The following is a 22,911-nucleotide window of genomic DNA, read 5'->3' as shown; positions in this document are numbered from 1 at the left end:
GGTCAGCTCAGCTTCTTGAGAAAAAAATCCACGGTGGGCGACTCGGGAATCTCGGCGTAAAGTTCGTTCCGGCACACCACATCCCCGTCGTCGGGACCGTCACTCTTGAAAAAAACCACGCCCAGCGGCGGCAACGTCAAAGCCAGCGAGGAGTACTGGCCATGGCTGGGCAGGGGAGAGGCTTCCACGCCGCCCATGTTGCCCATGCCGCCGCCGCCGTATTCCTGAGCGTCACTGTTCATGATCTCCCGCCAGAACCCGCCCCGAGGTACTCCGACCCGATAGTTTTCCCGGGGCACCGGGGTGTAGTTGGCCACCACCAGAATCAGATCCTGGGTGCAGGCGCCGCGACGCAGGAAGCTGATCACGCTCTGATCCGCGTCGCTGCAATCCACCCAGGAAAACCCGTTCTGGTCGAAATCCAGTTCATACAAGGCCGGTTCAGCCCGGTAAAGATGATTCAAGTCCTGCACCCAACGCCGCAAGCCTTCGTGTTCCGGTTGGTGCAGCAAATGCCACTGCAAGCTCTGCTCGTGGGCCCATTCGGACCACTGCCCGAATTCCGCGCCCATGAACAGCAGCTTCTTGCCGGGATGACCGAACATGTACCCGAACAAGAGCCGCAGGTTGGCCCGTTTTTGCCAATCATCCCCAGGCATTTTGTTCAGTAGCGACCCTTTCCCATAGACCACTTCATCGTGGGACATGGGCAGGATGAAATTCTCGGCAAAGGAATACCAGATGCTGAAGGTCAGCTGGTTGTGATGGTGCTTGCGATGCACCGGATCCAGGGACAGATAGTCCAGGGTGTCGTGCATCCAGCCCATGTTCCACTTCATGCCGAACCCCAACCCGCCGACATCCGTGGGCCGGGAGACCATGGGCCATGCCGTGGATTCCTCCGCGGCGGTCTGGGTATCCGGAAAGTTGGTGTAAACGGCCTCGTTCAGGGCTCGCAGAAACTCGATGGCTTCGATGTTCTCCCGCCCGCCGTAGCGGTTGGGGATCCACTCTCCGTCCTCGCGGGAGTAGTCGAGGTAAAGCATGGAGGCCACGGCGTCCACTCGCAATCCGTCCACATGATACTTGTCCAGCCAAAACAAAGCCGAACTGATCAGGAAGGAGCGCACTTCATTGCGGCCATAATTGAAAATGTAGCTGTTCCAGTCCGGATGGTAGCCCTGGCGGGGATCGGAATGCTCGAAAAGATGGGTGCCGTCGAAATAAGCCAAGCCATGCCCGTCTCCGGGAAAATGCGAGGGCACCCAGTCCAGGATCACGCCGATTCCATTCTGGTGGAGCTGGTCCACGAGGTACATGAAGTCCTGGGGCGGACCGAACCGGGAGGTCGGCGCGAAATACCCCAGGGTCTGGTAGCCCCAGGAGCCGTAGAAGGGATGCTCCATGACCGGCAGAAATTCCACGTGAGTGAAGCCCATCTCCCGGACGTACCCGGTCAACCGGGTAGCCAGTTCGCGGTAGGTCAGATAGCGGTTGGACTCCCCGGGCACCCGTTGCCAGGATCCCAGGTGGACCTCGTAGACGGATTGGGGCGCGTGCAGGGCGTTGCGCAGCCCGCGTTCACGCATCCACTGGTCGTCATGCCACTGGTACTTCAGATCCCAGACCACGGAAGACGTGTTCGGGGGAATCTCGGTGTGCCGGGCGAAGGGGTCGGCCCGGTCCGTGCTGTACATGTGGTGGCGGGACCGAATGTGGTACTTGTAAAGCTGCCAGGGATGAACGTCCGGGATGAATCCTTCCCAAATCCCGGAACCATCCCACCGGGGGTGCAGCACGTGGGCGTCGTGATTCCAGTCGTTGAAATCCCCGATCACGCTGACCCGCTCGGCATTGGGAGCCCAGACCGCGAACAAGGCTCCCCAACGGCCGTCCACTTCCATGGGGTGGGAGCCGAGCTTGTCGTAGAGCCGGAAATGTCGGCCTTCCTTGAAGAGATAACTATCCGTTTCCGTAAACAGACTGACGCCGGGAATGACGTGGTTCACGTTGGCACCTCCATGAGGTTTTTCAAGCCCTTGAGCGGGAGATCCACCCAATCCAGGCGATTGTTCAATTCGTAGCCCAATTCGTAGACCGCCTTGTCCAGGACGAAGATTTCCAGCAGGCTTTTGATCTCCTCATCCTTGTTCGGCAGGAAAATGTGTCCGCGGGCCAGTTCCAGGTAGCTCTTCAGGAACACCCCGGAAACCGCCGAAGACCAAGCGTCAATCCACGGCTCGAGCACGGCCGCGTCGGTCTTGCGCACGGCTATCTGGTCGCGCAGGACCATCTGGGCCAGATAATCGAACGAGCGTAACATCCCGGCCACGTCCCGCAGGGACGAACGCTTCAGCCGACGTTCGCTCAAAGCCCGGGCCGGTTCGCCCTCGAAATCGATGATCACGAAGTCCTTGCCGGTGTACAGGGCTTGAGCCAGGTGGTAGTCCCCGTGAATCCGGATTTTTGAGGCTTGGATCTTATGCCGGTGAATGGTCCTGAACCGCTCCAGGATGGCCTTCTCCGTTTCCAGAACCTCACGAGCCAAAACGCCCTGCTCTTCATCAAGCCGCTTCAAGTTTTTACGCAGCAAGCCAAAGACCGTTTTCAGCTGATTCTGCAGACTCTGAAACACCGAGCGTTGATACAGATAGGAAAACGGTTCCGGGGCAAAGGCCGGATCGTCGAATCGCGAGGCCAGGGCGATGTGCAACTCCGCGCTTCGCCGCCCCAGCAGGGCGGTCATTTCCAGATAGGGACCGATTAAATCGGTCACCGCCTCCGGAGTGCTGCCATGGGCCGCCTCCCAGTACCCGCACGGGCACTCCGGGGCCGAGGACTCGGCCCCCAGGGACAATACCGCCTCCACGTACCGTTCCAGAGCGTCCTGACTGTACTTCCAGGCGTCCCCATGGCTGGGAACGAACTGCTGGAGCACGCCCAAAACGGAATCCTCGTGCCCGTTATGATGATACGTCAATGCCCCGGCATACAGTGGAATATTCCGGAACGATGTCCGTTCCGTGAGAAACCGGCACAACTCCAACTCCGGCTGCGGCCCTTGCTCCAGCCGACGGTAAATCTTGAGGATCAGCTCGGAACCGTAAACCAGAGAGGAATTGCTCTGTTCGGATCGAGACAGTTGCGGTTCCAAACGCAAAACGTCGCGCTGGCGTAAATCCCGACCAGGCCAGGCATGCAGCTCTCCCTGGCGGCCTCGAAGGTGCTGACGTTTGCTCAGAAACTTGATCAGTCGCTTGCCGAAATCCGGGGCGTACACAGCCTCGAACAGCACGCCCTGCTCCTCTCCCTGGCGGGTTGTCCTGATGGTCCGGCTGAGCAGATGGGCCGTCTCTTCGGCAGCGACCTCCCGAGCGTCTTCCCCCCAGGCCATGGTCAGGGGCAGCACGTACCGCTCTTCCGCCCCTTCCACGTAGTCCACGGTCAGGAGCAGAATCAGGGACACCTGATCCGAATGGTTGAACTCCAGAATATCGTCGATGGTGACCTGCTGGATCGTGCGCGCCTTGCCTCGGAACCAACGGCGCTTGGGCAAAAACCTGGGCAAGATATCCTTTTCCAGTCGCTCGCCCACCTCGCCGCTCCAGATGTCCTGTTCCACGGAGCGGATAGTCAGCTGGGGCAGATCCCGGACCTCTCCGCCCAGCCCGGGCTGCTCGGCCCGGATCATCTGAAAGAAGTAGTAGCCGTAGGATCCCAGCGTCAGCGTATAGCCGCCCTCTCCGACCGGACGAAAGCGGTTGCGGCTGAAGACCTCCTCGGGAATCCAGTCCGTATAGGCCCCCAGGTCCAGATCCACGGATTGACAGTGCCGGGAAAGGTTGGCCACGACCAGGAGATGTTCGTCCTCATGGCGGCGTAAAAAAGCCAGAATTTTGGGATTCTCCGGACGCAGAAACTCCATGTCCCCCCGCCCGAAGGCCCGGAACCGCTTGTACATGGAGATGAACCGCTTGTTCCACCACAACAGCGAGGCTTGGTTCTGGGCCTGGGTCTCCACGTTGATGGCCTCGAAATGGTACTCCGGGTCAATGACCACAGGCAGATAGAGACGCTGGGGATTGGCCCGGGAAAAGCCGGCGTTGCGGTCCGAACTCCACTGCATGGGCGTACGCACCCCGTCCCGATCCCCCAGGTAGTAGTTGTCGCCCATGCCCAACTCATCTCCGTAATAGAGCACGACGGAACCGGGCATGGCGAAAAGAATAGCGTTGAGCAGATTGATCTTCTTGCGGTCGTTCTCCAGCAACGGCGCCAGTCTGCGGCGGATGCCCAGGTTGATCCGCGCCCTGGGGTCACGGGCATACATCCGGTACATGTAGTCCCGCTCCTCATCAGTAACCATTTCCAGGGTCAACTCGTCGTGATTGCGCAGGAAAAAAGCCCACTGGCAATTGTCCGGGATGTCCGGGGTCTGCTCGAAAATATCGATGATCGGATGGGACTCCTCCATGTGCAGGGCCATGAACAGCCGGGGCATCAAAGGGAAGTGAAAGGCCATCTGACAGGAATCGCCGTCACCGAAATAGGCGCAAGCGTCCTCGGGCCACTGATTGGCCTCGGCCAGGAGCATCCGGTTCGGGTACTTGGCGTCGATGTGCGCCCGCAGGTCCTTCAAATACTGATGCGTTTCAGGCAAATTCTCGCAGTTGGTTCCCTCGCGCTCGAACAGATAGGGCACGGCGTCCAGTCGCATCCCGTCCACGCCCATCTTCAGCCAGTAATCGATCACCCGGAACAGGGCCTTGCCCACCTGAGGGTTGTCGAAATTCAAGTCCGGCTGATGGGAGTAGAAGCGGTGCCAGTAGTAGGATTTAGCCACCGGGTCCCAGGACCAGTTGGACGTCTCGAAATCCTTGAAGATAATCCGGGCGTCCTGGTACTTGTCCGGCGTTTCGCTCCAGACGTAGAAATTGCGCCAAGAGGAGCCGGGTGGAGAATTGCGTGCCCGCTGGAACCAGGGGTGCTGATCCGAAGTGTGGTTGAGCACCAACTCGGTGATCACCCGCAGGCCGCGCTTGTGCGCCTCGCGCAGAAAGACCTTGAAATCCTTGATGGTCCCGTACTGGGGATGAACGCTGAAATAGTCGGCGATGTCGTAGCCGTCATCGCGCAACGGAGAGGGGTAGAAGGGCAGCAGCCAGATGGCCGTGATCCCCAAATCAGCCAGATAGTCCAGTTTCTGGGTCAATCCCGGCAAGTCCCCGATTCCGTCCGAGTTGCTGTCGAAAAACGCCTTGATGTGGACTTCGTAGATAATGGCGTCCTTATACCATAGAGGATCGTCGACTAGTTTGGCCTGCTTGATTTGGGGCATGGAAAAAACCTCCGCGCGAATATGCCGGGGAAGAGATAAGTGGGGAAATCAGATCGCGACGAACCGGGAGATCACGACGTCGTCCATCAACCGCGACTCTGGCTGTCAGATTCCGTCATTAATAACGAAAAAACACCCCGTTTTCCAGAAGAAAATCAAGATGCTGAAATTAATCAGCTTTACGACTGACCCTCAGAGCAGAAGACAGGACAACGGGAAAGAAGAACAGGGAGGAAAGAAAGGATGAAGGCTCCGTTACCGCTCAAGGCGAGTCCAGCGGCAGATACCGCCCCATGCCGACGCGGGTTACTACGGCGTCGACGCTTTCGCGGCTCAGAAACTCCCGAGCCCGGTGTTGCGCCGCTTTCAGGTCGGGAAATGCGTCAATGTACACCAAAACCCATTGGCGATCCGAGTGCGTCACTTCGACGGTTCCGGCCGGGTATCCCTTCGCCGCATAGCCGTCGCGCAACGCTTCAGCCTTGCGTGGGTCGAGAAACCCGCCAACCTGAACAATATACATCGAGTCCGCGAGTGTTTCCGGTGGGATGGTCGAAGGCGAGGCTGGGGTGGGCGCTGGAGACGCCCGAGAAGTCGTCAATTCCATCGCCGGGTCGGATTTCTCCGCGCCTCCTCCTTCTTGGCCGCCGCCTTCCTCAAATCCGTGATCAGCCACCCTTCCCAGGGACCGCAAGTAGCCTTCGGCCGTTTTCGCATCCGGACCGTCCGGGGCGGCCTCGATAACCAGTAGCAGCCATTTTTCGGCGTCCTGATCGCGACCGGCAAGCAGCAAATATTCGGCCAGGGTCAGGACCATCCGGACATTGGCCGTATCCGCTTCAACACCCCGCCGTAGAAGATCGACGGCTGCGTCCAGATTTCCGCGCCCCACCTCGACCTCCGCAGCCAAAAGATAGGCTCGACCAAAGCGCCAGTTCAGTTCCATGGCTCTATCCGCGTACCGCCTAGCCGCGACCGGATCACCTTGTTCCAAGTGCAACAAGGCCAAATTCAGGGCCGCGATTTCCGGAGTCTGGTAGGTGGGTATTTCCAGCGCGCGATGAAAGGCTAACTCCGCCGCGGAGAAGTCATCCTGGGCAAGATGCGCCAAGCCCAGGTTGTTCCAGCCCTCGGCATGGCCGGGGTCCAGGGCTACGGTCCGCTCCAGGGCCTCCACCGCAGCTGGCCAGTTCTCCAGCACGAACTGGGTATAGCCCAGGGTGAACTGGAATCGGGGAGAACCCGAGGCAGCCCGCTGAATCCGCAGCAACTCCCTCAGGCTCATTCGCGGTTCGTCGTTGCGCAGATAGGCGTCGGCCAGGTCCAAGCGAACCTGGACTTCGCGGGAACTGAGCCCGCCAAGCTCTTCATTCCCGGAAGGCCCTGAAGCCATCTTTCCCGCGCAGCCCAGGAGCAACAAGCTCAAGCAAAACGCACAAGCAGCGTACGTCCAGGTCCACGACGGCGCCTCTCTCCGTCGCGGCGATGGACTCCGAAAGGACGTACGCCGTTTCTTCACGATGATTCACTCCGGGGTTCCGCCGTCGGCGGAGAAACGGTCCTAAATCACCTTGTTCAAGGAATACTCGACAATCCCTTCCGCGCCCCGCTGGACCAAGTCCGGGATCAGGTCGCGAACCACGTTCTCCTCGACCACGATTTCCACGGACAGCCAGTCGCTGTTCAGCAAATGGGCCACCGTGGGCGAGGTCAAACTGGGCAGCACGGACATGATGTCGTCCACCCGGGCCTGGGGCACGTTCATCTTCAGGCCCACCAGCTTCTCGGCCCGGAGCGCGCCCTTGAGCAGCATGTCGATCTGTTCGATCTTGGCCCGTTTGACCGGATTGGCCCAGGCGGCCTTGTTGGCGATGAGCTGGGTGTTGGTCTGCATCATTTCTGCGATGATTCGCAGCCCGTGGGCCTTGATGGTCGAGCCGGTCTCGGTGACCTCCACGATGGCATCCGCCAAGCCCTCGACGACCTTGGCCTCGGTGGCTCCCCAGGAGAATTCCACTTCCACCGGGATGCCGGCGGCCTGAAAGTAGCGCTTGGTGAAATTCACCAGTTCCGTGGAAATCTTCTTCCCGGCCAGGTCCTCGGGTCGGCGATAGGGCGAATCTCCGGCCACGGCCAGGATCCAGCGCGCGGGACGGGAGCTGACCTTGGAGTAAACCAGGTCCGAAACCACATGCACGTCGGACTCGTATTCCATGACCCAGTCCTTGCCGGTCAAACCGGCGTCCAGGGTTCCGGCCTCCACGTAGCGGGCCATTTCTTGAGCCCGGCAGATGCTGCAATTGATGGCCGGATCATTGATCTCCGGAAAGTAGTTCCGAGAATGCAGATGAATTTTCCACCCGGATCGGGCGAACAGACTGATGGTGGCGTCCTGCAGGGAGCCTTTGGGAATGCCCAGCTTGAGTTGGTCGTTGGGTGTCGTCATTTATTTATAAACCTCCTTGGGATCGAAAATCAGCGGCGCGCAGGTTGCCCACGCGCCTTCTTCCTTGGCCCGGTAAAAGCAGGTCCGATAGCCCTCGTGACAGGCCGCCCCTCCCACCTGCTCCACCACAAGCAGGACCGTGTCCGCGTCGCAGTCGATCCGAACGGAACGGACCTTCTGCACGTGCCCGGACGTCCCGCCCTTGTGCCACAACTTCTTTCGGGACCGACTGTAAAAATGGGCCTCGCCGGTGGCCAGGGTTTGGTCCCAGGCCTCCTCGTTCATGTACGCCAACATCAGAACTTCCAGACTCGCGACGTCCTGGACGATGGTCGGCACAAGCCCGTCGCACTTCGCAAAATCAGGTTTCACGGGGCAACTCCTCCGCAATTATCCGAATAATAATAAAGAAAGAGAGACACGGGATCAGCAGAAACCGCACTCTTTCGCGGCAAAACCGGGGGAAAAAACCTCTTTCAACCGTCATTCCAAAGCGGCCATCTCCGCCCGCAACTGGCCACACGCGGCAGAAATATCTTGCCCCTTGCTTTTACGCAAGGTTGCGGGCAGACCTTTGGATTTGAGGAGGTTTTCGAAGGCCAGGACACGGTTCATGTCCGGGGCGGCGTAAGGCAGTTCCGGGGAGGGGTGAAAAGAAATCAGGTTGACCTTGGCCTTGACCTTGTTCAGCAGCCGGACCAGTTCCCGGGCATGACTCAGGTCGTCGTTCAATCCTCCCAGCAGAACGTACTCGATGGTGATTTTTTGCCGGGGCTGCAGCGGATAAGCCGCAAGCTCGGCAATCAGGTCGTCCAGGGGGAACCGGGCTGCCTTGGGCATAATCCTGGCCCGCAGCTCCTGGGTCGGAGCATGCAGGGACACGGCCAGGGAGGCCACATCCAAGGCTCCAAGTTCCGCGAGCCTGCCCGGCACCCCCACCGTGGACACGGTGACCCGCCGCTTGGAAAAAGCTAGTCCCAGGGGATGATGCAATGCAACCAGGGCGCGACGCAGATTCTCCCAGTTCAGCAACGGCTCGCCCATGCCCATGAACACCAGATTACGCAGTGCCAAATCCTGGGTCTGTCCCTGGGCCTGTCCCGCAGCCAGCCCGGCGACATGCTCCCGGGCCACGAGAATCTGGCCCAGGATCTCCGCCATGGTCAGATTGCGGACCAATCCCATCCGACCAGTGGCGCAAAAGGTACAGCCCAATGCGCAACCGACCTGGGTGGAGAGACACAGCGTGAAGTGATCCTTCTCCGGGATCAGGACGGTTTCAATACGCTGCCCATCCCCCAAGGCCAACAAAAACTTGGTCGTCCCGTCCCGGCTGGTTTGAACCTGAACCGCCTCCGGCCAAACAACGTCCACCTCCCGACCAAGCCGCTCACGCAATTCCTTGGAGATATTTGTCATCCGACCAAAATCCCGCTCCCGCTTCTGCCACAGCCACTGCCATACCTGCCGCGCCCGAAACGGAGCCTCCCCCAACTCGGAACAAAACCGTTCAAGTTCAGGGTACGTGAAGTCGAGAAGATTGGGTTTCAATGGACAGGAGCCAGCTGAAAGGAAAACTCGTTCACATTGGTTTGCTGCTTGGAACAATCAGGACGGCTTCGCGTGTAAAGAAAATATTGGATGAACCGCGTCTCCAGCATGTCGATCACTGCAACTTTTCCTTTTGCCGGTAATTGCGCACGAACTCCACGGCTTCCGGAACCGACGTAACCTCTCCGGCGATCTGGGCCTGGAGCAGGGCTTCGCGGATCAGGCCCACGGCCGGGCCGGGGTTGATTTCGGCGAAGTCCATGATTTCGTGGCCATTGAGCAGGGGTTCAAGGGCTTCTTCCGGAATCTCCGTTCGCTCCAACATTTTCATGTTGTGATTGAATTCCTTGTACGCGCCGTTGCGAGCCTTGACATCCGCCCTGGCGATTTCAATCAACCGCGGGTAGTCGTCCAGGGCCGTGAACCGACGGATGCCCTTGTCCGTGAGCATGAAATGGAACCGCATGTGGTTGCGGATCAGGTGGCAGATCTTGTCGATTTCCTCTGGAGAAAAGCGCAATCGGTTGAGAATCTTGCGGGCCACTTTCGCGCCCACCCGATGGTGCTGATAGAACGTCCACTGTCCACCCACGTATTCCGCCGTGAACAGCTTACCCACATCGTGGAACAGGCAGCCCATGGTTCCATACCAGTCGTAAGGCAACTCTTCCGGGTACCGGCGCATCAGCTCGATGGTGTGATCCAGAACGACCTCTTCGCCCTCCTCCGGGTTCTTGATCTGCTTGACCCGGCTCAGGGCCGCCACTTCCGGAATCAAGCCGTGCAGGATGGTGCTTTCGTAGAGCAGCTTCACGAAGTGCCACATGTTCTCCGCTTCCACCTTTCGCCACTCGTCCATGATGTCCGAAACAGAGACATAGTCCAGTATCCGCTTGGCGGCCCGGACGATAGTCATCCAGGAGTTGGGCTCAATGGGCAGCTGAAAGTTGGCCGCGAAGCGCAAGGCGCGCACGCCGCGCAGATAATTCTGTTTCAGGGTCTCGTCCGGGATGCCCTGGAACCGGATCTCCCCGGCCCCGATGTCCGCAAAGCCGTCGTACAACTCCTTGGCCTTGGGCATGTACGGGCAGGCCAATTGCAACGGCAGGCCGCCCTCGGTCTTTTCCAGGGCCTTGATCATCCCCGGAGTGAACCGGGCCACGCACTCCTCGGGGTAGGACCCGTCCTCGACATCCGCGGGATAGACGCGGATCAGGACGTCGCCTTCCTTCAGGGTTCCGGTGACGTCCGGAGTCGTACCGGGTTCGAAAAGGGGGAACAGCTTACTCAGGTCCTCGAAGTCCGCGTCCGTGCTGATGTCGATCTCTCGTTCCGACCCGCCTTCCAGTATCTTTTCCTGCAACCGGGCATTGATCACGTAAGCGTCAAACCCGTTGCGCATGATGGTCTTGCAGATGCCCACGGCATCCTTCAGTGGTTGCGCCATATCAGCTCCTTACGATGCATCGACGTCATGAAACAAAATTTTACCGGTAATCCCATGCGCCACGACCCTCCCCGGCAGTGTTTGCCCGAGACATGGGGTGTTCTTGCCCTTGGAGCGCAGCGTTTCCGGGGTGACCGTCCATTCCAGGTCCGGGTTGAAGAGAATGAAGTCCGCGGGATCGCCGTGCTGAAAACGGTTCACCGGCAGGGAAAACAGCGCTCCGGGTCGCGCGGACCACAGCGCGCAAAGGTCTTGCGGCGACAATACGCCTTCGCGAACAAGCTTCCAACTCAGGGACAAGGCCGTATCCAGCCCGCTGATCCCGTTGGGGGCCTCGTCCATGGGGACTTCCTTTTCGTGGTCCGCGTGGGGCGCGTGGTCCGTGACCAGGATGTCGATCACCCCTTCCCTCACGGCCTGGCGCAGGGCCAGCACGTCGTCGTCGGTGCGCAGGGGAGGATTGACCTTGGCCAGAGTGTTGTATCCCTGGACCATTTCCTCGGTCCAGAGCAGGTAATGCGGGCAGGTCTCGGCGCTGACCCGCACTCCACGGGCCTTGGCCCACCGGATCAGTTCCACGGATTGCCGACAACTGATATGGGCCAGATGGATCGGCAGGTCCAGGTATTCGGCCAGCAGGATGTCCCGGGCCACCTGCATGCTCTCAGCCACCACCGGCTGCCCCTTGAGGCCCAGCAGACCGCTGATCCGGCCTTCATTCATGCTCGCTCCCTCGGCCAGGACCGGGTCTTCGCAGTGATCGATCACCACCAGTCCCAGGTCGGAAGCGTACTCCATGGCCCGACGAAACAGGTCCGGACTGGCCACCGGCAGGCCGTCGTTGGAAAAGGCCACGCATCCGGCCTCGGCCAGCTCCGCCAGCGGGGCCAGTTCTTGTCCGGCCAAGCCCTTGGTCAACGCCCCGACGGGATGCAGGCGTGGTCCAAATGGATGGGCCTCGGCGGCCCTGTCGCGCATGAACGAGGTCACCGCGGCGGAGTCGTTGACCGGCCTGGTGTTGGCCATGGCCAGCACAGCGGAAAACCCGCCACGGGCAGCGGCCTCCAGGCCGGAAGCGATGTCTTCCTTGTATTCGAACCCGGGCTCACGCAGATGGACATGGGCGTCGATCAGCCCGGGCAAAAGCAGCGCTCCGCCTCCGTGCAGCTGTTCACCCTCGGAGCACGGTTCGTCCGGCGGGGCCAAGCGCTGCACCACGCCTTGCTCGATCCACAGGCTGACCAGTTCGTCCTGCCAGAGCACGTTGCGCACGATGAGATCCGGTCCGGGCATGGCCTAGTCCTCCTGAAGCGACGGAGATTGAGGTTGAGGGGATTCGACCTGATCGCCCCGCGCGTCGCCCTGGTCCGTAGCGTCCTTGCGGGTCAGAAAGAGAAACAGCAGGGCCATGCGAGTGGCCACGCCGGCGGAGACTTGATCCAGGATTAGGCTGTTTTCCGCGTCCGCCAGGGCCGCGTCGATTTCCACTCCCCGGTTCATGGGCCCGGGATGCATCACCAGCACCCCTGGATTGGCTTTGCTCAGGTGTCGGGCTCCCAGGCCGTAGGTCCTGGCGTACTCCCGCAGGTCGGGCAAAAGCCCGGCCTTTTGGCGTTCCAACTGCAACCGCAGACAGACGACCGCGTCCACGCCATTGCATGCCTCGGTCAGGTCTGAAAACACCTCCACCGGCCACTGCCTCACTCCAGCGGGCAACAGGGTCCGCGGCGCGCAGATCCGGACCCGTGCCCCCAGGGCCGTGAACAGCAGCACGTCGGACCGGGCCACCCGACTGTGAGCGATGTCGCCGACGATGAGCACGGTCTTCCCGGCCATGTCGTCTCCCCAGACCTCGCTCAGGGTGAACCCGTCCAGCAGGGCTTGCGTGGGATGGGCATGCCAGCCGTCACCGGCGTTGATCACCGAGCAGGACAGCCGACGAGCCAAAAACTCGCTGGCCCCGCTTTGATGGTGCCGCAGGACCAGGGCGTCCGGATGCATGGCCTGGAGGGTCAGGGCCGAATCCTTGAGATTCTCGCCCTTGCGCAGGCTGCTGGACGACGCGGCCAGGGAGTAGGTGTCAGCGGAGAGCCGCTTTCCCGCGATGTCGAAGGATGTCTTGGTCCGTGTGCTTGGTTCGACGAAAAACAGGATGACGCTCTTGCCCTTGAGCGTCGGCACTTTTTTCACCGGGCGGGTATTGATCTCGGCAAAGCGGCGGGCCACCTGAAACACGTACAGGATTTCAGCCGCGGTCAATTGCGAAATACAGAGCAGGTCCTTGTGAGGCCAAAGCATGGGTGCACCGTTGGTGAAGATGTGTTTGGCGGGATACGGAAAAAGCCGACAACCTTGATCGGTCGCCCGCGTCGCTCTCCCTCCTAGCGGAAAACGGCATCGGCTTCCAGTACATTTTTCGGTGTTTCGCCTTCCAGGCCCTGTTCTTTTTGCTCATCAAGCCCCGCGCACCAGGGCTGTTGTCATTCTCGCGGTTCCGGCGTAGAAAATTCATGTTTGGAAGTTCCGAACCGGCGCCGCCACTCTTCCCCTAATCTCCTTTTTTCACCTCTTTCCTCCTTCATATTGAGAGACGGACAAATTCCATGCTTTCCCTGCTTGACCAGTTGATCGCCAAAAGCAAAATCACCATGCGCATCGCACCGGAAGAATTGGCTTTTCAAAGAAAATACCTGTTCTTTAAAAAGCTGCTCAGCCACAACAACAAGGCCTTGCAGTTGATCAACGCCCTGGAGAACCTGCTCTTCGACTCCCAACCGTTCACCTTTGACGAAGTTCTCTGTCAAAGCGAGGAACTGGTGGGCGTAGTCTACGAACTGGCCGAGGATCTGAACGCGCTTTCCGGCGGCAAATATTCGGAACTGTTCGGCGCGGCTGAACGGATCGGCATCCAGGTCCTGCGAGGATTGACCAGACAGCGCAAGCTGGAAAAAACCTGTCTCGTGCTCTCGCTGGTCCGGCTGAGCCACGAAAATATGGGCCAGGTCGGCGGCAAGGCGGCCAACCTGGGCGAGGTGTCCAACCGCGTCGGGCTGCCCACGCCCAAAGGTTTCGCGGTCTCGGCCTACGCCTGTCACGATTTTTTCCGCTCCGCGGGGCTGTACGAGGCCATCCGCAACGAACTGAAAGGCGTGGACATTCAGGACACCACGCAACTCACCAAGGCCTGCTCCGCCGTCCAGCAGCTGATCATGGCCGCCCCGCTGCCCGAAGACCTGGAGTGTCGCATCTTCTACGAGGCCAAGGAGCTGTTTCGGGAGTTCGGACCGCAAACCCGGCTTGCCGTCCGCAGCAGCGCCACGGGCGAAGACTCGGAATCCTCCTTCGCCGGTCAGCACTCCACGGTCCTCAACGTCACCCAGGACACCATCCTCGACGCCTACAAGGAAGTCGTGGCCAGCATGTACAATCCTCGCGCGGTCTTTTACCGCCGCAGCGTGGGCTACCGGGACCAGGACATGGTCATGTGCGTGCTTTGCCTGAACATGGTCGACGCCCGGGTCAGCGGGGTGATGTACACCCAGGACCCCAACGAGCCGGAAAGCCACAACCTGATCATCAGCGCGGCCTGGGGCCTGGGCGTGAGCGTGGTAGACGGCTCCATGCCCACGGATTTGTGGCGGGTGCATTCCGAGCAGGGTGAACCGGAATACGTCGGAGCGCGCAAGGCCAGGCGAATTGCCATGAACCCCGAAGGCGGGATCCACGACGTCCCGGTGGAAGAGCATCTGCGGGACCAACCCTGCCTGAGCGGCGACGAGGTCCACGCTTTGGCCGGGTACGGGCGAATGCTGGAAAAGCACTATAAACGCCCTTTGGACATAGAATGGGCCATGGACCAGGCCGGCAAGCTCTTCATACTGCAGGCCCGGCCCTTGAACCTGACGCTGCCGGAGCAGGACCCTCGAGCCTGCGCCGAGGCGGAGGCCACGGCTCTGGAAGGGCATGACGTCCTGTTGTGCGGCGGCACCACGGCCTCTGCCGGCACGGCCGGAGGGCCGGCCTTCGTTCTGAAGACCGAGCACAACCTGACCGCCGTGCCCGAAGGAGCGATTCTGATCGCCCCACAGACGTCGACCCTGTACGTGCCGCTGATGGGCAAGATCCGGGGAATCATCACCGACGTGGGCAGCGTCACCGGGCACATGGCTTCAGTGGCCCGGGAATTCGGCGTTCCGACCCTGGTGGGCACGGACAACGCCACCAGCACCATTCCCCACGGCGAGGAAATCACCTTGGACGCCTCCCGCCGGACCGTCTACGCCGGACGGGTGATGGCCCTGATTCAGGCCAGGCCACGAACCAACCTGATGAAGGGCAGTCCGTTGTTCCGGCTGGTCAAGGACACGTTGAAAAAAGTCGTCCCCTTGAACCTGATCGATCCCAAGCGCGACGACTTCCGCCCCGACGGCTGCCTGACCTTGCACGACGTGGTCCGTTTCGCCCATGAAAAAGCCATGGTGGAAATGTTTCGCATCGACGACGACATCCAGGAAGACGTTCACCACGCGGTCAAGTTGAAGACGCCCTTGCCCCTGAACACCTACATCCTGGACCTCGGCGGAGGATTCAAGACGCCCCCGGAGGAAGGGGCCGTGGATCGGGATCAGATCGCCTCCCGTCCATTCCTGGCCCTGCTCCGGGGCATGGAGCATCCCGGCGTGCATTGGGTGGGACCGGCGGGAGTCCAGTTGTCCGGTTTCGCGGCGCTCATCGCCGAAAAGGTCCTCAACGACCCGGATCACGGAAGTCCAAGGGGAGGACCGAACTACGCCATTATTTCCGACGACTACCTGCACTACAACGCCCGGCTGGGCTACCATTTCGTGACCATCGACACCTACTGCGGCCAACAGGTCAACGACAATTACATCATCTTCTCGTTCAAGGGCGGGGCCGCGGACGTGTCGCGACGAACCAAGCGCGCGATGATGATCGCGGCCATCCTCAAGCGCCTGGGACTGCGGGTCGAACACACGGGGGACATGGTGCGCGGGGAAATCAAGAAATACGATTATCCCCGGATGGAGGAAAAACTGGATTTTCTCGGCCGACTCCTGGGCTCGGTCCGTCTCCTGGACATGGTCCTTTCCGACGAGGCCCAGATTCCCTGGTACGTGGAGCAGTTCTTCAAGGGCAACTACTCATTCGAGCAGTGATTGCCGAGCCCTCGGACCACCTCACCTGAATGTTGACAAAGTCCTTATCCACAGTCCGTTCAAAAACCCCAAGTGCAAGGAGCAAAAAAACTCAAGGTCGAAGCGTATTTATTCATACGTGAGAGTTTGAGCTTTTTGCAGCGACGCAGCAATTGGGAGTTTTTCAACGGACTGTCACGCCAACGCGCCCCGAAACTCCTCCCACGACGTCACGCCCAATTCATCCAGCAGTTGCGGCAGGTCGGCCGCGATGCGGAACGCCGTGTCCGGACGCAGAAAATTGGCCGTGCCGATCTGTACGGCCCACGCTCCCACCAGGATGTACTCCAGCAAGTCCTCGGCCGAGGCGATGCCCCCCAGCCCGATGATCGGCAGGTTCACGGCCCGGCTGACCTGATGCACGCAGCGCAGCCCCACGGGCTTGATCGCCGGCCCGGACAGGCCGCCGATCACGTTGGCCAGCCGGGGCTTGCGGGTGCGCACGTCTACGGCCATGCCGGAGAGGGTGTTGATCAGGGCCAGGATGTCCGCCCCCCCGTCCCCCGCGGCCTTGGCAACCGCCGTGATGTCCGTGACGTTGGGCGAGAGCTTGACGATCACCGGCTTGGTCCCGGCCCGGTCCTTGACCGCCCGGGTCACTCGGGCCGCCTGGGCCGGGTCCTGACCGAAGAGCACCCCGCCGGCCTGGACGTTGGGGCAGGAGATGTTCACTTCCAGGGCCGCGACGCCCTCCTGCCCGGCCAGGTATTCCGCCAGCCGGGCGAAGTCCTCGACGTCGCAGGCGTACAGGTTGGCGATGACCGGCACCTCGGCCCAGGGCAGCAACGGGAGCTTTTCCTCGACGAAACGACGCGCGCCGATATTCTGCAGGCCGATGGCGTTGAGCATGCCGCAGGGCGTTTCAGCGATCCGGGGCATGGGATTGCCCGCCCGGGGTTCCCAGGAAAGGCCCTTGACCACGATCCCGCCCAGTTCGGTCAGATCGCCGTAGGGCGCGAACTCCACGCCGTACCCAAAGGTTCCGGACGCGGTCAGCACCGGATTCTTCAACCGCAGCCCGGCCAGTTCCACCGCGAGATTCATGCCGCCCCTCCAAGATTCACGTCCTGAGCCCAGAACACCGGCCCCTGGGTGCAGACCTTCACCGGCAAGGCCTGATCCGTCGTCTTGGTCACGCACCCCAGACACGCCCCCACCCCGCAGGCCATGCGGTTCTCCAGGGAAAGCTGCGTCCTGGCCCGGTGTTTCACGGCCAGGGACTGGACGGCTTGCAGAAACGGATGCGGTCCGCAGGCCAGAATCAGCCCCTGCCTAGCGGCATATTCCGCGATCCAGCGTTCCAGATCGCCCACGAAGCAGGCCATTTCCTCGGCGCAGGTCTGGCGGGAAGCCTCCACGACCACGGCTTTCGGCAGCAGGTCCAGGGGGTATTCAGCGATTTCCGGGCGATGGCCGAAAAAAAGCCGCGCCTGGTCGGGCCGGGGATGACGCCGGGCGTAGCCGATGAACGGCGCCAGTCCGATGCCTCCGGCCAACAGCAGCGTGGGCGTCTCCGGCTCCACGACGAACCCCCGGCCCAGCGGCCCCCAGACAACGACCCGGTCCCCACGGCGCAAGGCGCTCATGGCCCTGGTCCCCCGGCCGACCACCTGGAAAAAAATGCGCAGCACGCCCCGCTCCAGCATGCAGATGGAAAAGGGCCGGGCCCACAAGGGCTCGAAGGCCCAGGAAACCGGCCGCAGCATCACGAACTGCCCGGGCGTCCACCCATCCTCGCCGGGGAAACCCTCCGGCAATTCCAGATCCAGCAACCAGTGCGAATGATCCGGTCCAGCGCCCCCAGGCGATGCAAGGCCGGATTCCGAACCGGTCCGGCGCAGTTCCGAAACCGTGAATTCGCGGCAAACCGGGGAAGAGGCGGCGGGAGCCGCCATGAGCGTGTCTTCAGGCATAATCAAAAAGTTCAATGTTTGGTCGTTTGGGGCCATATTATGTTGAAAAAGTCCTTATCCGGCAGTCCGTTCAAAAAGTCCCAAGTGCAAGGAGCAAAAAAAGTTCAAGGTCGAAGCGTATTTATTTATACGTGAGAGTTTGAACTTTTTGCAGCGACGCAGCAATTGGGAGTTTTTCAACGGACTGTTACAGCGCGATGATGCCCTCAATCTCCGCCACGGCCTCATACACCGCCACGACCCCGTCGCTGGAGGACATGATCATGTTCGCCGTGACGCTCAGATACTTGCCTTGGCTCGATTCCCGCACCGAGACTTCCGGGCAGGACCTGAAAACAGCCAGCAGTTCCTCCGCCCGGGCCTTGGGCACGATGAATTTGAAGGTGTACACCGAGGGCCACTGGCACTGCTCGTCCAGCAGTTTCCGGAACTGTTCGAAATCTTTCATTGTCGTTCGCGGGGTTGAGGGGCTGGGGGGTGCGGTGTAGTCTGCCGGAGTCTCACGGCCGCGCCGCGAGGGTGATTGGGCGCCATGCGGCGCGTCAGTGACCCTTCATAGTTTTTCCGGCCAAGAGAAGCAATCACGTCCACGTCTGGAAACACGCCTTCCCGTTCCGCCCGACAGGAGAAAAATCATGCCCTTTCTCGGCGCCCACATGCCCGCCGCGGGCGGACTGCACCTGGTCTTCGAGCGCATCGCCTGCATTGAAGGCCGGGCCCTGCAATTGTTCACCCGCAACCAGCGGCAATGGGCCGCGCCGGAGATCACGGACGAGGAAGCCGCCGCCTTTGCCGCGGCCTGGCAGGCCTGGGGCCTGCCGCACGTGTTTGCCCACGGAGCCTACCTGATCAACCCGGCTTCGCCGGACGACACCCTGTGGCGCAAGTCCCGGGACGCCCTGGCCCGGGAACTGCTGCGCTGCGCCAGGCTGAACATCCGCTGGGTGGTCCTGCATCCCGGCGCGCACAAAGGCCAGGGCGCGACCACCGGCATTGCCCGGGCCGCCGCCTGCCTGGACGCGGCCTTTGAGCAGGCCGGAACAGCGGGGGCAGGCGTCGGCGTGCTGCTGGAAAACACCGCCGGCTCCGGCACGGCCCTGGGCGCGGATCCCGAGGATCTGGGCGGGATCATCGCCGCGTCCCGGTTCCCGGACCGCCTGGGCGTCTGCTGGGACAGCTGCCACGGCTTTGCCGCGGGCCATGATCCACGGGATCAAGCCGGGTGGGACCGGGTCGTCTCCCGCCTGGACAACTCCGTGGGCTTGGCCCGGCTGCGCCTGATCCACCTCAACGACAGCAAAACCGCCCTAGGCAGCCGCGTGGACCGGCATGAGCACATCGGCCAAGGCCAAATCGGCCTGCCCGGCTTCGCCACCATTCTCAACGACCCCCGCCTGACGCATTTGCCCATGGTTTTGGAAACGCCCAAGGATAAAGACTATAAAGAGGACGTGCGCAACCTGAACGTGCTGCGCGGTTTGATTCAAAAAGTCCCGCCCGTCTCGCAATCCTCGGAACCTAGTTGAAACATGCCTGACGATGTCGCCCTGTGGGGGCAGACCTATGTGTCTGTCCCTGCGTCCGCCCAATAAACCGCCCAACACCACATGCCCGTGTTTTTTCGTGGACGCCGTACCATTTTCATGGCGGACACGCAGGTCCGCCCCTACGTTGACCACGATGAAATGAAAGGGATTTGGCCGAAACGATGATCCTGGGTTGTTTGGCGGCGTTTCGCGTGTTGTTGGTTTGGCTGTTTTTAGTGCGGGGCACGGTTATTGGTTCCCGTGTCGGGATAATCTTCCAAGCCAGTAGGCCGGGCGACGGCGCTGATGGGCTACCGCGAGAACGATCACCTCATCAGGATCGACACGATAGAAAAGCGAGTAGGGAAAACGGGATACAAGGCTTCTTCGAACCTCTCTCCTGACAACGGGCCAGCGTTCCGGGAAATCGCCGATATCCTTGATTGCCAAGGCGATGGAATCGAGAAAATCTCGTCCAAGTCCATCGACACGATCTTCATAATAGGCAGCGGCATCAAGCATTTCCTGTTCCGCCAATTGCACCATGCGAACGGTATTCTTCACAATCGTTCCCGTGCCTCATAAACAGCCGCCATGGCATCCCGCGCGGAAAGGCCACCTTCCTTGTATTCCCGATAACGCCTTTCCGCCTCATCCAGCCAAAGCCGTTCCGTATCAGAATCGTCAAGCGCATCGAGACTTTCAATCAGACGTTTTGCCAGGATTGCCCGCTCGTTGACGGGCAACGTCAGGGCTGACGCTTCGCACTCTCTCAGATTCATTATTAAACACCTCCTTGGGGTCGATCAGCATTGATCTTACCTCATCTTTTTTTGCACCCGACTCACGAAACGTGCTCCCGCACTTCTCTTTTTGCCGTCATGTCGCGCGCCGAGATGGTTGATGAAACTTGATGCGAATATCTGGAATTGGAAGGTCTCCCGTTACGGACCAGAAGAAAAGCATGTCAAGCTCTTTCCGCGATTATTCCGCCTCCACGTCCATCCCGTCGACAATCCCCAACGGCCGGATCACCTCCTCGATGATCCGTTCCACGGTCCGGGCGTGATCAAACGGGTCGGCGGCGGCGTGGATGTCCACGAGTCTGGCGGCCAGGTTCCGACCCGCGACATGGGCCTTGCCCCGGGCCTGGTCCACTTCGCTCCAGTTTCCGGAGCGGACGAAGTCCGGAAACACGGAGAAAATGTCCGGGAAGAGCATCTTGGACAGGGGGCGCATCATGGCCAGGTACAACCCCAGGGACGCCTTGCGGTCCTCCTGGATCATCCGGGCCAGCAGGCCTTGGGGATGGGTGTCGGCCAGGAGGTCCTTGACCGCCCGGATGAACACTTCGGCCAAGGTCTGGCAGGTGTTGGCCACCATCTGGTGCCAGACGTCGCCGGGAAAGGCGTCCTCCAGGGCTTCGCCGATCTCGTGATACACCCAGACCCGTAACTCCTCGGCCACCATCCGCTGGTAGACCGCCCCGTGCGCACCGGGTTGACGCAGCAGGTCTTGCGAATTCAGCCCATACCCGGCCAGGGCGTAGCCCAGGGCCGGGCGCACCGAAGGGCGTTGCTCCTGGATCACGTCCCAGATCAGAAAGGCCATGGCCTGGCGGCGGGCGATGACGCGCTCTCCCTGGCGCATCACCGGGGTCGCGAAAATGTCCCGGCACAGCTCCCGATCCACCGTGTACACCCGCAGTCCTTCGACCAGTTGGGATTCCACCGGCTCGGCCAGCAAAAAACTGGGCTTCATCCCCAGCACGTAGCCCGCGCCGTAAAGCAGGTTCCGGGACGCCAGCCGCTGGTTGATCCGTTCCACCTCGAAGGGGTCCAGTTCCTCGCCTTCCAGGCACAGCGTTTCACAGCTTCGCCCTTCCAGCTCCTGCCACAGATCTTCCCGCTGCTCGACCCAGTCCAGAATCAGGCCGTGCTCCGGTTCCTTCCAGGGAGGCAACCCGGCTTCCCACTTGTACAGCTCCCGCATCCGCAGCAACAGCCCGCACAAGGAAAACGCACCGCTGAAATTGGCGTCGGAAACGGCGCAGTTGCGCTGAATCTGCTCCCGCAGGGCCTGCATCGACGTCAACACCGGAGCCTCCATGTTTTCAAGCGTTATTTGGATCGACATGCCTCCGTCTTAAACCTTACTCCGTAGCCTTTCAATGAATCCGACTCATCCGAACCTATTTGACAAGGTGCGGACCATAAGTCGATAACCCAAACTTCCGGAGAGCATGCCGCTTCCGACAAACAACTCCATCTCCTCCCCATGCCCCACATCTTCCCGCGCCCGCTGCTTTTCCTTCCCGTCATCCTGCTGATCCTCCTGCTGGGAGGTGCATGGATGCTGCTCAAGGACGCTCCGCCCGTACCATCCCCACCCGACGTCCAGAAAGGAGCCTTGCCGCCTGGAGCGGAAATCGCGGTTGCCTTGCGGACCACCGTTCCGGCCTGGGTCGAGGCCGTGGGCGAGGTTCGGCCCAGGGGGGAGACAGCGATCAGCGCCCAGGTTCAGGCCGAGGTCCGCCATGTCTTGGTCCGTTCGGGACAGCGGGTCCTCCGTGGGGAGCCGTTGCTGGTACTGGACGACCGGGAACTTCAGGCCCGCCTGGCCCAGGGCCGCCACGACCTGGACGCCCTGGGCTCCGCGCTGAAGCGGGCGCATCAAGGCCTGGAAAAGGCCCGGGCCGGATTCGACCTGGCCCAGGCCGACTTTGCCCGGATCGAAGCTTTGCAAGCCCAGGGCGCGTCCGCGGTCCAGGAACTGGACCACGCCCGTGCCGCGTTTCTGGCCGCCAGAGCCGAGAGCGGCCAGGCCGAGCAAAGCATCCAGGAACTGAAAGCCCAGCAATCGCGGCTGGAGCAGCGGATTCAAGAGCTCACGGTGGCTCTGGGCCATACCACCATCACGGCTTCCGAGGATGGGATCATCGCCCGCCGCTCCGTGGAACCCGGAGACGTGGTCCAGCCGGGACGGACCCTGCTTTTGCTGCACAGTCCGGATTTACGCCTGGAGGTCCAGGCGCCGGAGCGGTTTCACCACCTGCTGACGCCGGGAGCGGAATTCACGGCCCGGGTGGACGCCCTGAACCGGGAGTTCCCGGTGATCGTGGACGAAGTCGAGCCCGGGGCGTCCACGGACTCACGCACCTTTCTGGTCAAGCTGGTCCCGCCCTCCCCGCCCGCCGCGGACCCGGACGACCTCTGGCCCGCCGACCTCTCGGCCGCGAATCTTCGGCCGGGCATGTTCGTCCGGCTGCGCATTCCCATCCATGTTGAACCGGTGGTGCTCGTCGATGCCCGGACCGTGCTGCGCGTCGGACAACTGGAGCTGGTCGCCGTGATCCACGACGACGCCACCTACGTCCTGCGCCACCTGCGCCTGGGCCGCGGCCATGACGAGATGGTCGAGGTTCTCTCCGGCCTGGAAGGCGGCGAACGCCTCTGGCTGCACCCCGCTCCCTGA

Annotated in this window: 18 protein-coding genes; 3 read left to right on the top strand and 15 right to left on the bottom strand. The window is 61.2% G+C overall.

The annotated features are described in order from the left end of the window. Positions 1–2: 2 nt before the first annotated feature. The 9 genes from glgB to GY33_RS0104260 form a co-directional block, all read right to left on the bottom strand. A complete protein-coding gene (glgB, locus tag GY33_RS0104310) occupies positions 3–2,009 on the bottom strand; it encodes a 1,4-alpha-glucan branching protein GlgB (RefSeq protein WP_152555073.1) in 2,007 nt (668 codons plus the stop codon). After that, entirely contained in the window at positions 2,006–5,338 is a 3,333-nt protein-coding gene (gene treS, locus GY33_RS0104305) for a maltose alpha-D-glucosyltransferase (RefSeq protein ID WP_031386159.1), read from the bottom strand. The genes glgB and treS overlap by 4 nt, the downstream gene beginning before the upstream one ends. Before the next feature lie 262 nt (positions 5,339–5,600). Then, positions 5,601–6,764, bottom strand: a complete 1,164-nt coding sequence (locus tag GY33_RS0104295; protein WP_152555072.1) for an SPOR domain-containing protein — start codon at positions 6,762–6,764, stop codon at positions 5,601–5,603. A 135-nt stretch (positions 6,765–6,899) separates the two neighbouring features. Then, positions 6,900–7,784 carry an ATP phosphoribosyltransferase gene (gene hisG / locus GY33_RS0104290; protein ID WP_031386156.1) on the bottom strand — a complete coding sequence of 295 codons (885 nt, stop codon included), beginning with the start codon at positions 7,782–7,784 and terminating at the stop codon, positions 6,900–6,902. After that, positions 7,785–8,156, bottom strand: a complete 372-nt coding sequence (hisI, locus tag GY33_RS0104285; RefSeq protein ID WP_035271237.1) for a phosphoribosyl-AMP cyclohydrolase — start codon at positions 8,154–8,156, stop codon at positions 7,785–7,787. Positions 8,157–8,267: 111 nt separating this feature from the next. Then, a complete protein-coding gene (rlmN, locus tag GY33_RS0104280; protein ID WP_031386154.1) occupies positions 8,268–9,335 on the bottom strand; it encodes a 23S rRNA (adenine(2503)-C(2))-methyltransferase RlmN in 1,068 nt (355 codons plus the stop codon). Positions 9,336–9,450: 115 nt separating this feature from the next. Beyond that, entirely contained in the window at positions 9,451–10,782 is a 1,332-nt protein-coding gene (locus GY33_RS0104270; RefSeq protein ID WP_031386153.1) for an HD domain-containing protein, read from the bottom strand. Positions 10,783–10,791: 9 nt separating this feature from the next. Continuing rightward, positions 10,792–12,075 carry a dihydroorotase gene (locus GY33_RS0104265; protein WP_031386152.1) on the bottom strand — a complete coding sequence of 428 codons (1,284 nt, stop codon included), beginning with the start codon at positions 12,073–12,075 and terminating at the stop codon, positions 10,792–10,794. A 3-nt stretch (positions 12,076–12,078) separates the two neighbouring features. After that, the gene (locus tag GY33_RS0104260; RefSeq protein ID WP_084184773.1) at positions 12,079–13,080 is read right to left on the bottom strand and encodes an aspartate carbamoyltransferase catalytic subunit; all 1,002 of its coding nucleotides are present in this window, start codon (positions 13,078–13,080) and stop codon (positions 12,079–12,081) included. Positions 13,081–13,385: 305 nt separating this feature from the next. On the opposite strand from GY33_RS0104260, the gene GY33_RS0104255 reads away from it, so the two are divergent. Further along, positions 13,386–15,959 (top strand): PEP/pyruvate-binding domain-containing protein, encoded by a 2,574-nt coding sequence (locus tag GY33_RS0104255; RefSeq protein WP_035271235.1) that lies wholly within the window; start codon positions 13,386–13,388, stop codon positions 15,957–15,959. A 174-nt stretch (positions 15,960–16,133) separates the two neighbouring features. On the opposite strand, the gene GY33_RS0104250 is transcribed toward GY33_RS0104255, so the two are convergent. The 3 genes from GY33_RS0104250 to GY33_RS0104240 form a co-directional block, all read right to left on the bottom strand. Next, positions 16,134–17,042, bottom strand: a complete 909-nt coding sequence (locus tag GY33_RS0104250; RefSeq protein ID WP_031386149.1) for a dihydroorotate dehydrogenase — start codon at positions 17,040–17,042, stop codon at positions 16,134–16,136. Further along, positions 17,039–17,911, bottom strand: a complete 873-nt coding sequence (locus GY33_RS0104245) for an iron-sulfur cluster-binding protein (RefSeq protein ID WP_152555071.1) — start codon at positions 17,909–17,911, stop codon at positions 17,039–17,041. Before GY33_RS0104245 ends, GY33_RS0104250 begins: the two co-directional genes overlap by 4 nt. Before the next feature lie 187 nt (positions 17,912–18,098). Then, the gene (locus tag GY33_RS0104240; protein WP_031386147.1) at positions 18,099–18,359 is read right to left on the bottom strand and encodes a DUF493 family protein; all 261 of its coding nucleotides are present in this window, start codon (positions 18,357–18,359) and stop codon (positions 18,099–18,101) included. A gap of 187 nt (positions 18,360–18,546) precedes the next feature. On the opposite strand from GY33_RS0104240, the gene GY33_RS0104235 reads away from it, so the two are divergent. Continuing rightward, positions 18,547–19,437 (top strand): deoxyribonuclease IV, encoded by an 891-nt coding sequence (locus GY33_RS0104235; RefSeq protein WP_051822276.1) that lies wholly within the window; start codon positions 18,547–18,549, stop codon positions 19,435–19,437. A 249-nt stretch (positions 19,438–19,686) separates the two neighbouring features. Here the strand turns inward: GY33_RS0104235 and GY33_RS20290 are convergent, their stop codons facing one another. The 3 genes from GY33_RS20290 to GY33_RS0104220 all read right to left on the bottom strand — a co-directional run bounded on the left by GY33_RS20290 (position 19,687) and on the right by GY33_RS0104220 (position 21,573). After that, positions 19,687–20,001 (bottom strand): type II toxin-antitoxin system RelE/ParE family toxin, encoded by a 315-nt coding sequence (locus GY33_RS20290; protein ID WP_084184772.1) that lies wholly within the window; start codon positions 19,999–20,001, stop codon positions 19,687–19,689. Next, positions 19,998–20,219: an addiction module protein gene (locus tag GY33_RS19620; protein ID WP_051822275.1), complete on the bottom strand. Its 222-nt coding sequence runs from the start codon at positions 20,217–20,219 to the stop codon at positions 19,998–20,000. The genes GY33_RS20290 and GY33_RS19620 overlap by 4 nt, the downstream gene beginning before the upstream one ends. 202 nt (positions 20,220–20,421) lie before the next feature. Beyond that, complete coding sequence (locus GY33_RS0104220) at positions 20,422–21,573, bottom strand: Sfum_1244 family protein (RefSeq protein WP_031386143.1); 1,152 nt, start codon at positions 21,571–21,573, stop codon at positions 20,422–20,424. Between the two features lie 141 nt (positions 21,574–21,714). Here GY33_RS0104220 and GY33_RS0104215 point away from each other — a divergent pair, with 141 nt between their 5' ends. Beyond that, positions 21,715–22,911: an efflux RND transporter periplasmic adaptor subunit gene (locus GY33_RS0104215; protein WP_031386142.1), complete on the top strand. Its 1,197-nt coding sequence runs from the start codon at positions 21,715–21,717 to the stop codon at positions 22,909–22,911.

This window comes from Desulfonatronum thiodismutans, from assembly GCF_000717475.1.
GTDB lineage: Bacteria > Desulfobacterota > Desulfovibrionia > Desulfovibrionales > Desulfonatronaceae > Desulfonatronum > Desulfonatronum thiodismutans.
This window is presented reverse-complemented; position numbering and strand designations above follow the sequence as displayed.

Coding starts and splice junctions, on each gene's coding strand:
- treS (WP_031386159.1), bottom strand. CDS start 5,338: ATGCCCCAAATCAAGCAGGCCAAACTAGTCGACGATCCTCTATGGTAT.
- hisG (WP_031386156.1), bottom strand. CDS start 7,784: ATGACGACACCCAACGACCAACTCAAGCTGGGCATTCCCAAAGGCTCC.
- GY33_RS0104270 (WP_031386153.1), bottom strand. CDS start 10,782: ATGGCGCAACCACTGAAGGATGCCGTGGGCATCTGCAAGACCATCATG.
- GY33_RS0104265 (WP_031386152.1), bottom strand. CDS start 12,075: ATGCCCGGACCGGATCTCATCGTGCGCAACGTGCTCTGGCAGGACGAA.
- GY33_RS0104260 (WP_084184773.1), bottom strand. CDS start 13,080: ATGCTTTGGCCTCACAAGGACCTGCTCTGTATTTCGCAATTGACCGCG.
- GY33_RS0104255 (WP_035271235.1), top strand. CDS start 13,386: ATGCTTTCCCTGCTTGACCAGTTGATCGCCAAAAGCAAAATCACCATG.
- GY33_RS0104250 (WP_031386149.1), bottom strand. CDS start 17,042: ATGAATCTCGCGGTGGAACTGGCCGGGCTGCGGTTGAAGAATCCGGTG.
- GY33_RS0104245 (WP_152555071.1), bottom strand. CDS start 17,911: ATGCCTGAAGACACGCTCATGGCGGCTCCCGCCGCCTCTTCCCCGGTT.
- GY33_RS0104240 (WP_031386147.1), bottom strand. CDS start 18,359: ATGAAAGATTTCGAACAGTTCCGGAAACTGCTGGACGAGCAGTGCCAG.
- GY33_RS0104235 (WP_051822276.1), top strand. CDS start 18,547: ATGCCCTTTCTCGGCGCCCACATGCCCGCCGCGGGCGGACTGCACCTG.
- GY33_RS19620 (WP_051822275.1), bottom strand. CDS start 20,219: ATGAATCTGAGAGAGTGCGAAGCGTCAGCCCTGACGTTGCCCGTCAAC.
- GY33_RS0104220 (WP_031386143.1), bottom strand. CDS start 21,573: ATGTCGATCCAAATAACGCTTGAAAACATGGAGGCTCCGGTGTTGACG.
- GY33_RS0104215 (WP_031386142.1), top strand. CDS start 21,715: ATGCCCCACATCTTCCCGCGCCCGCTGCTTTTCCTTCCCGTCATCCTG.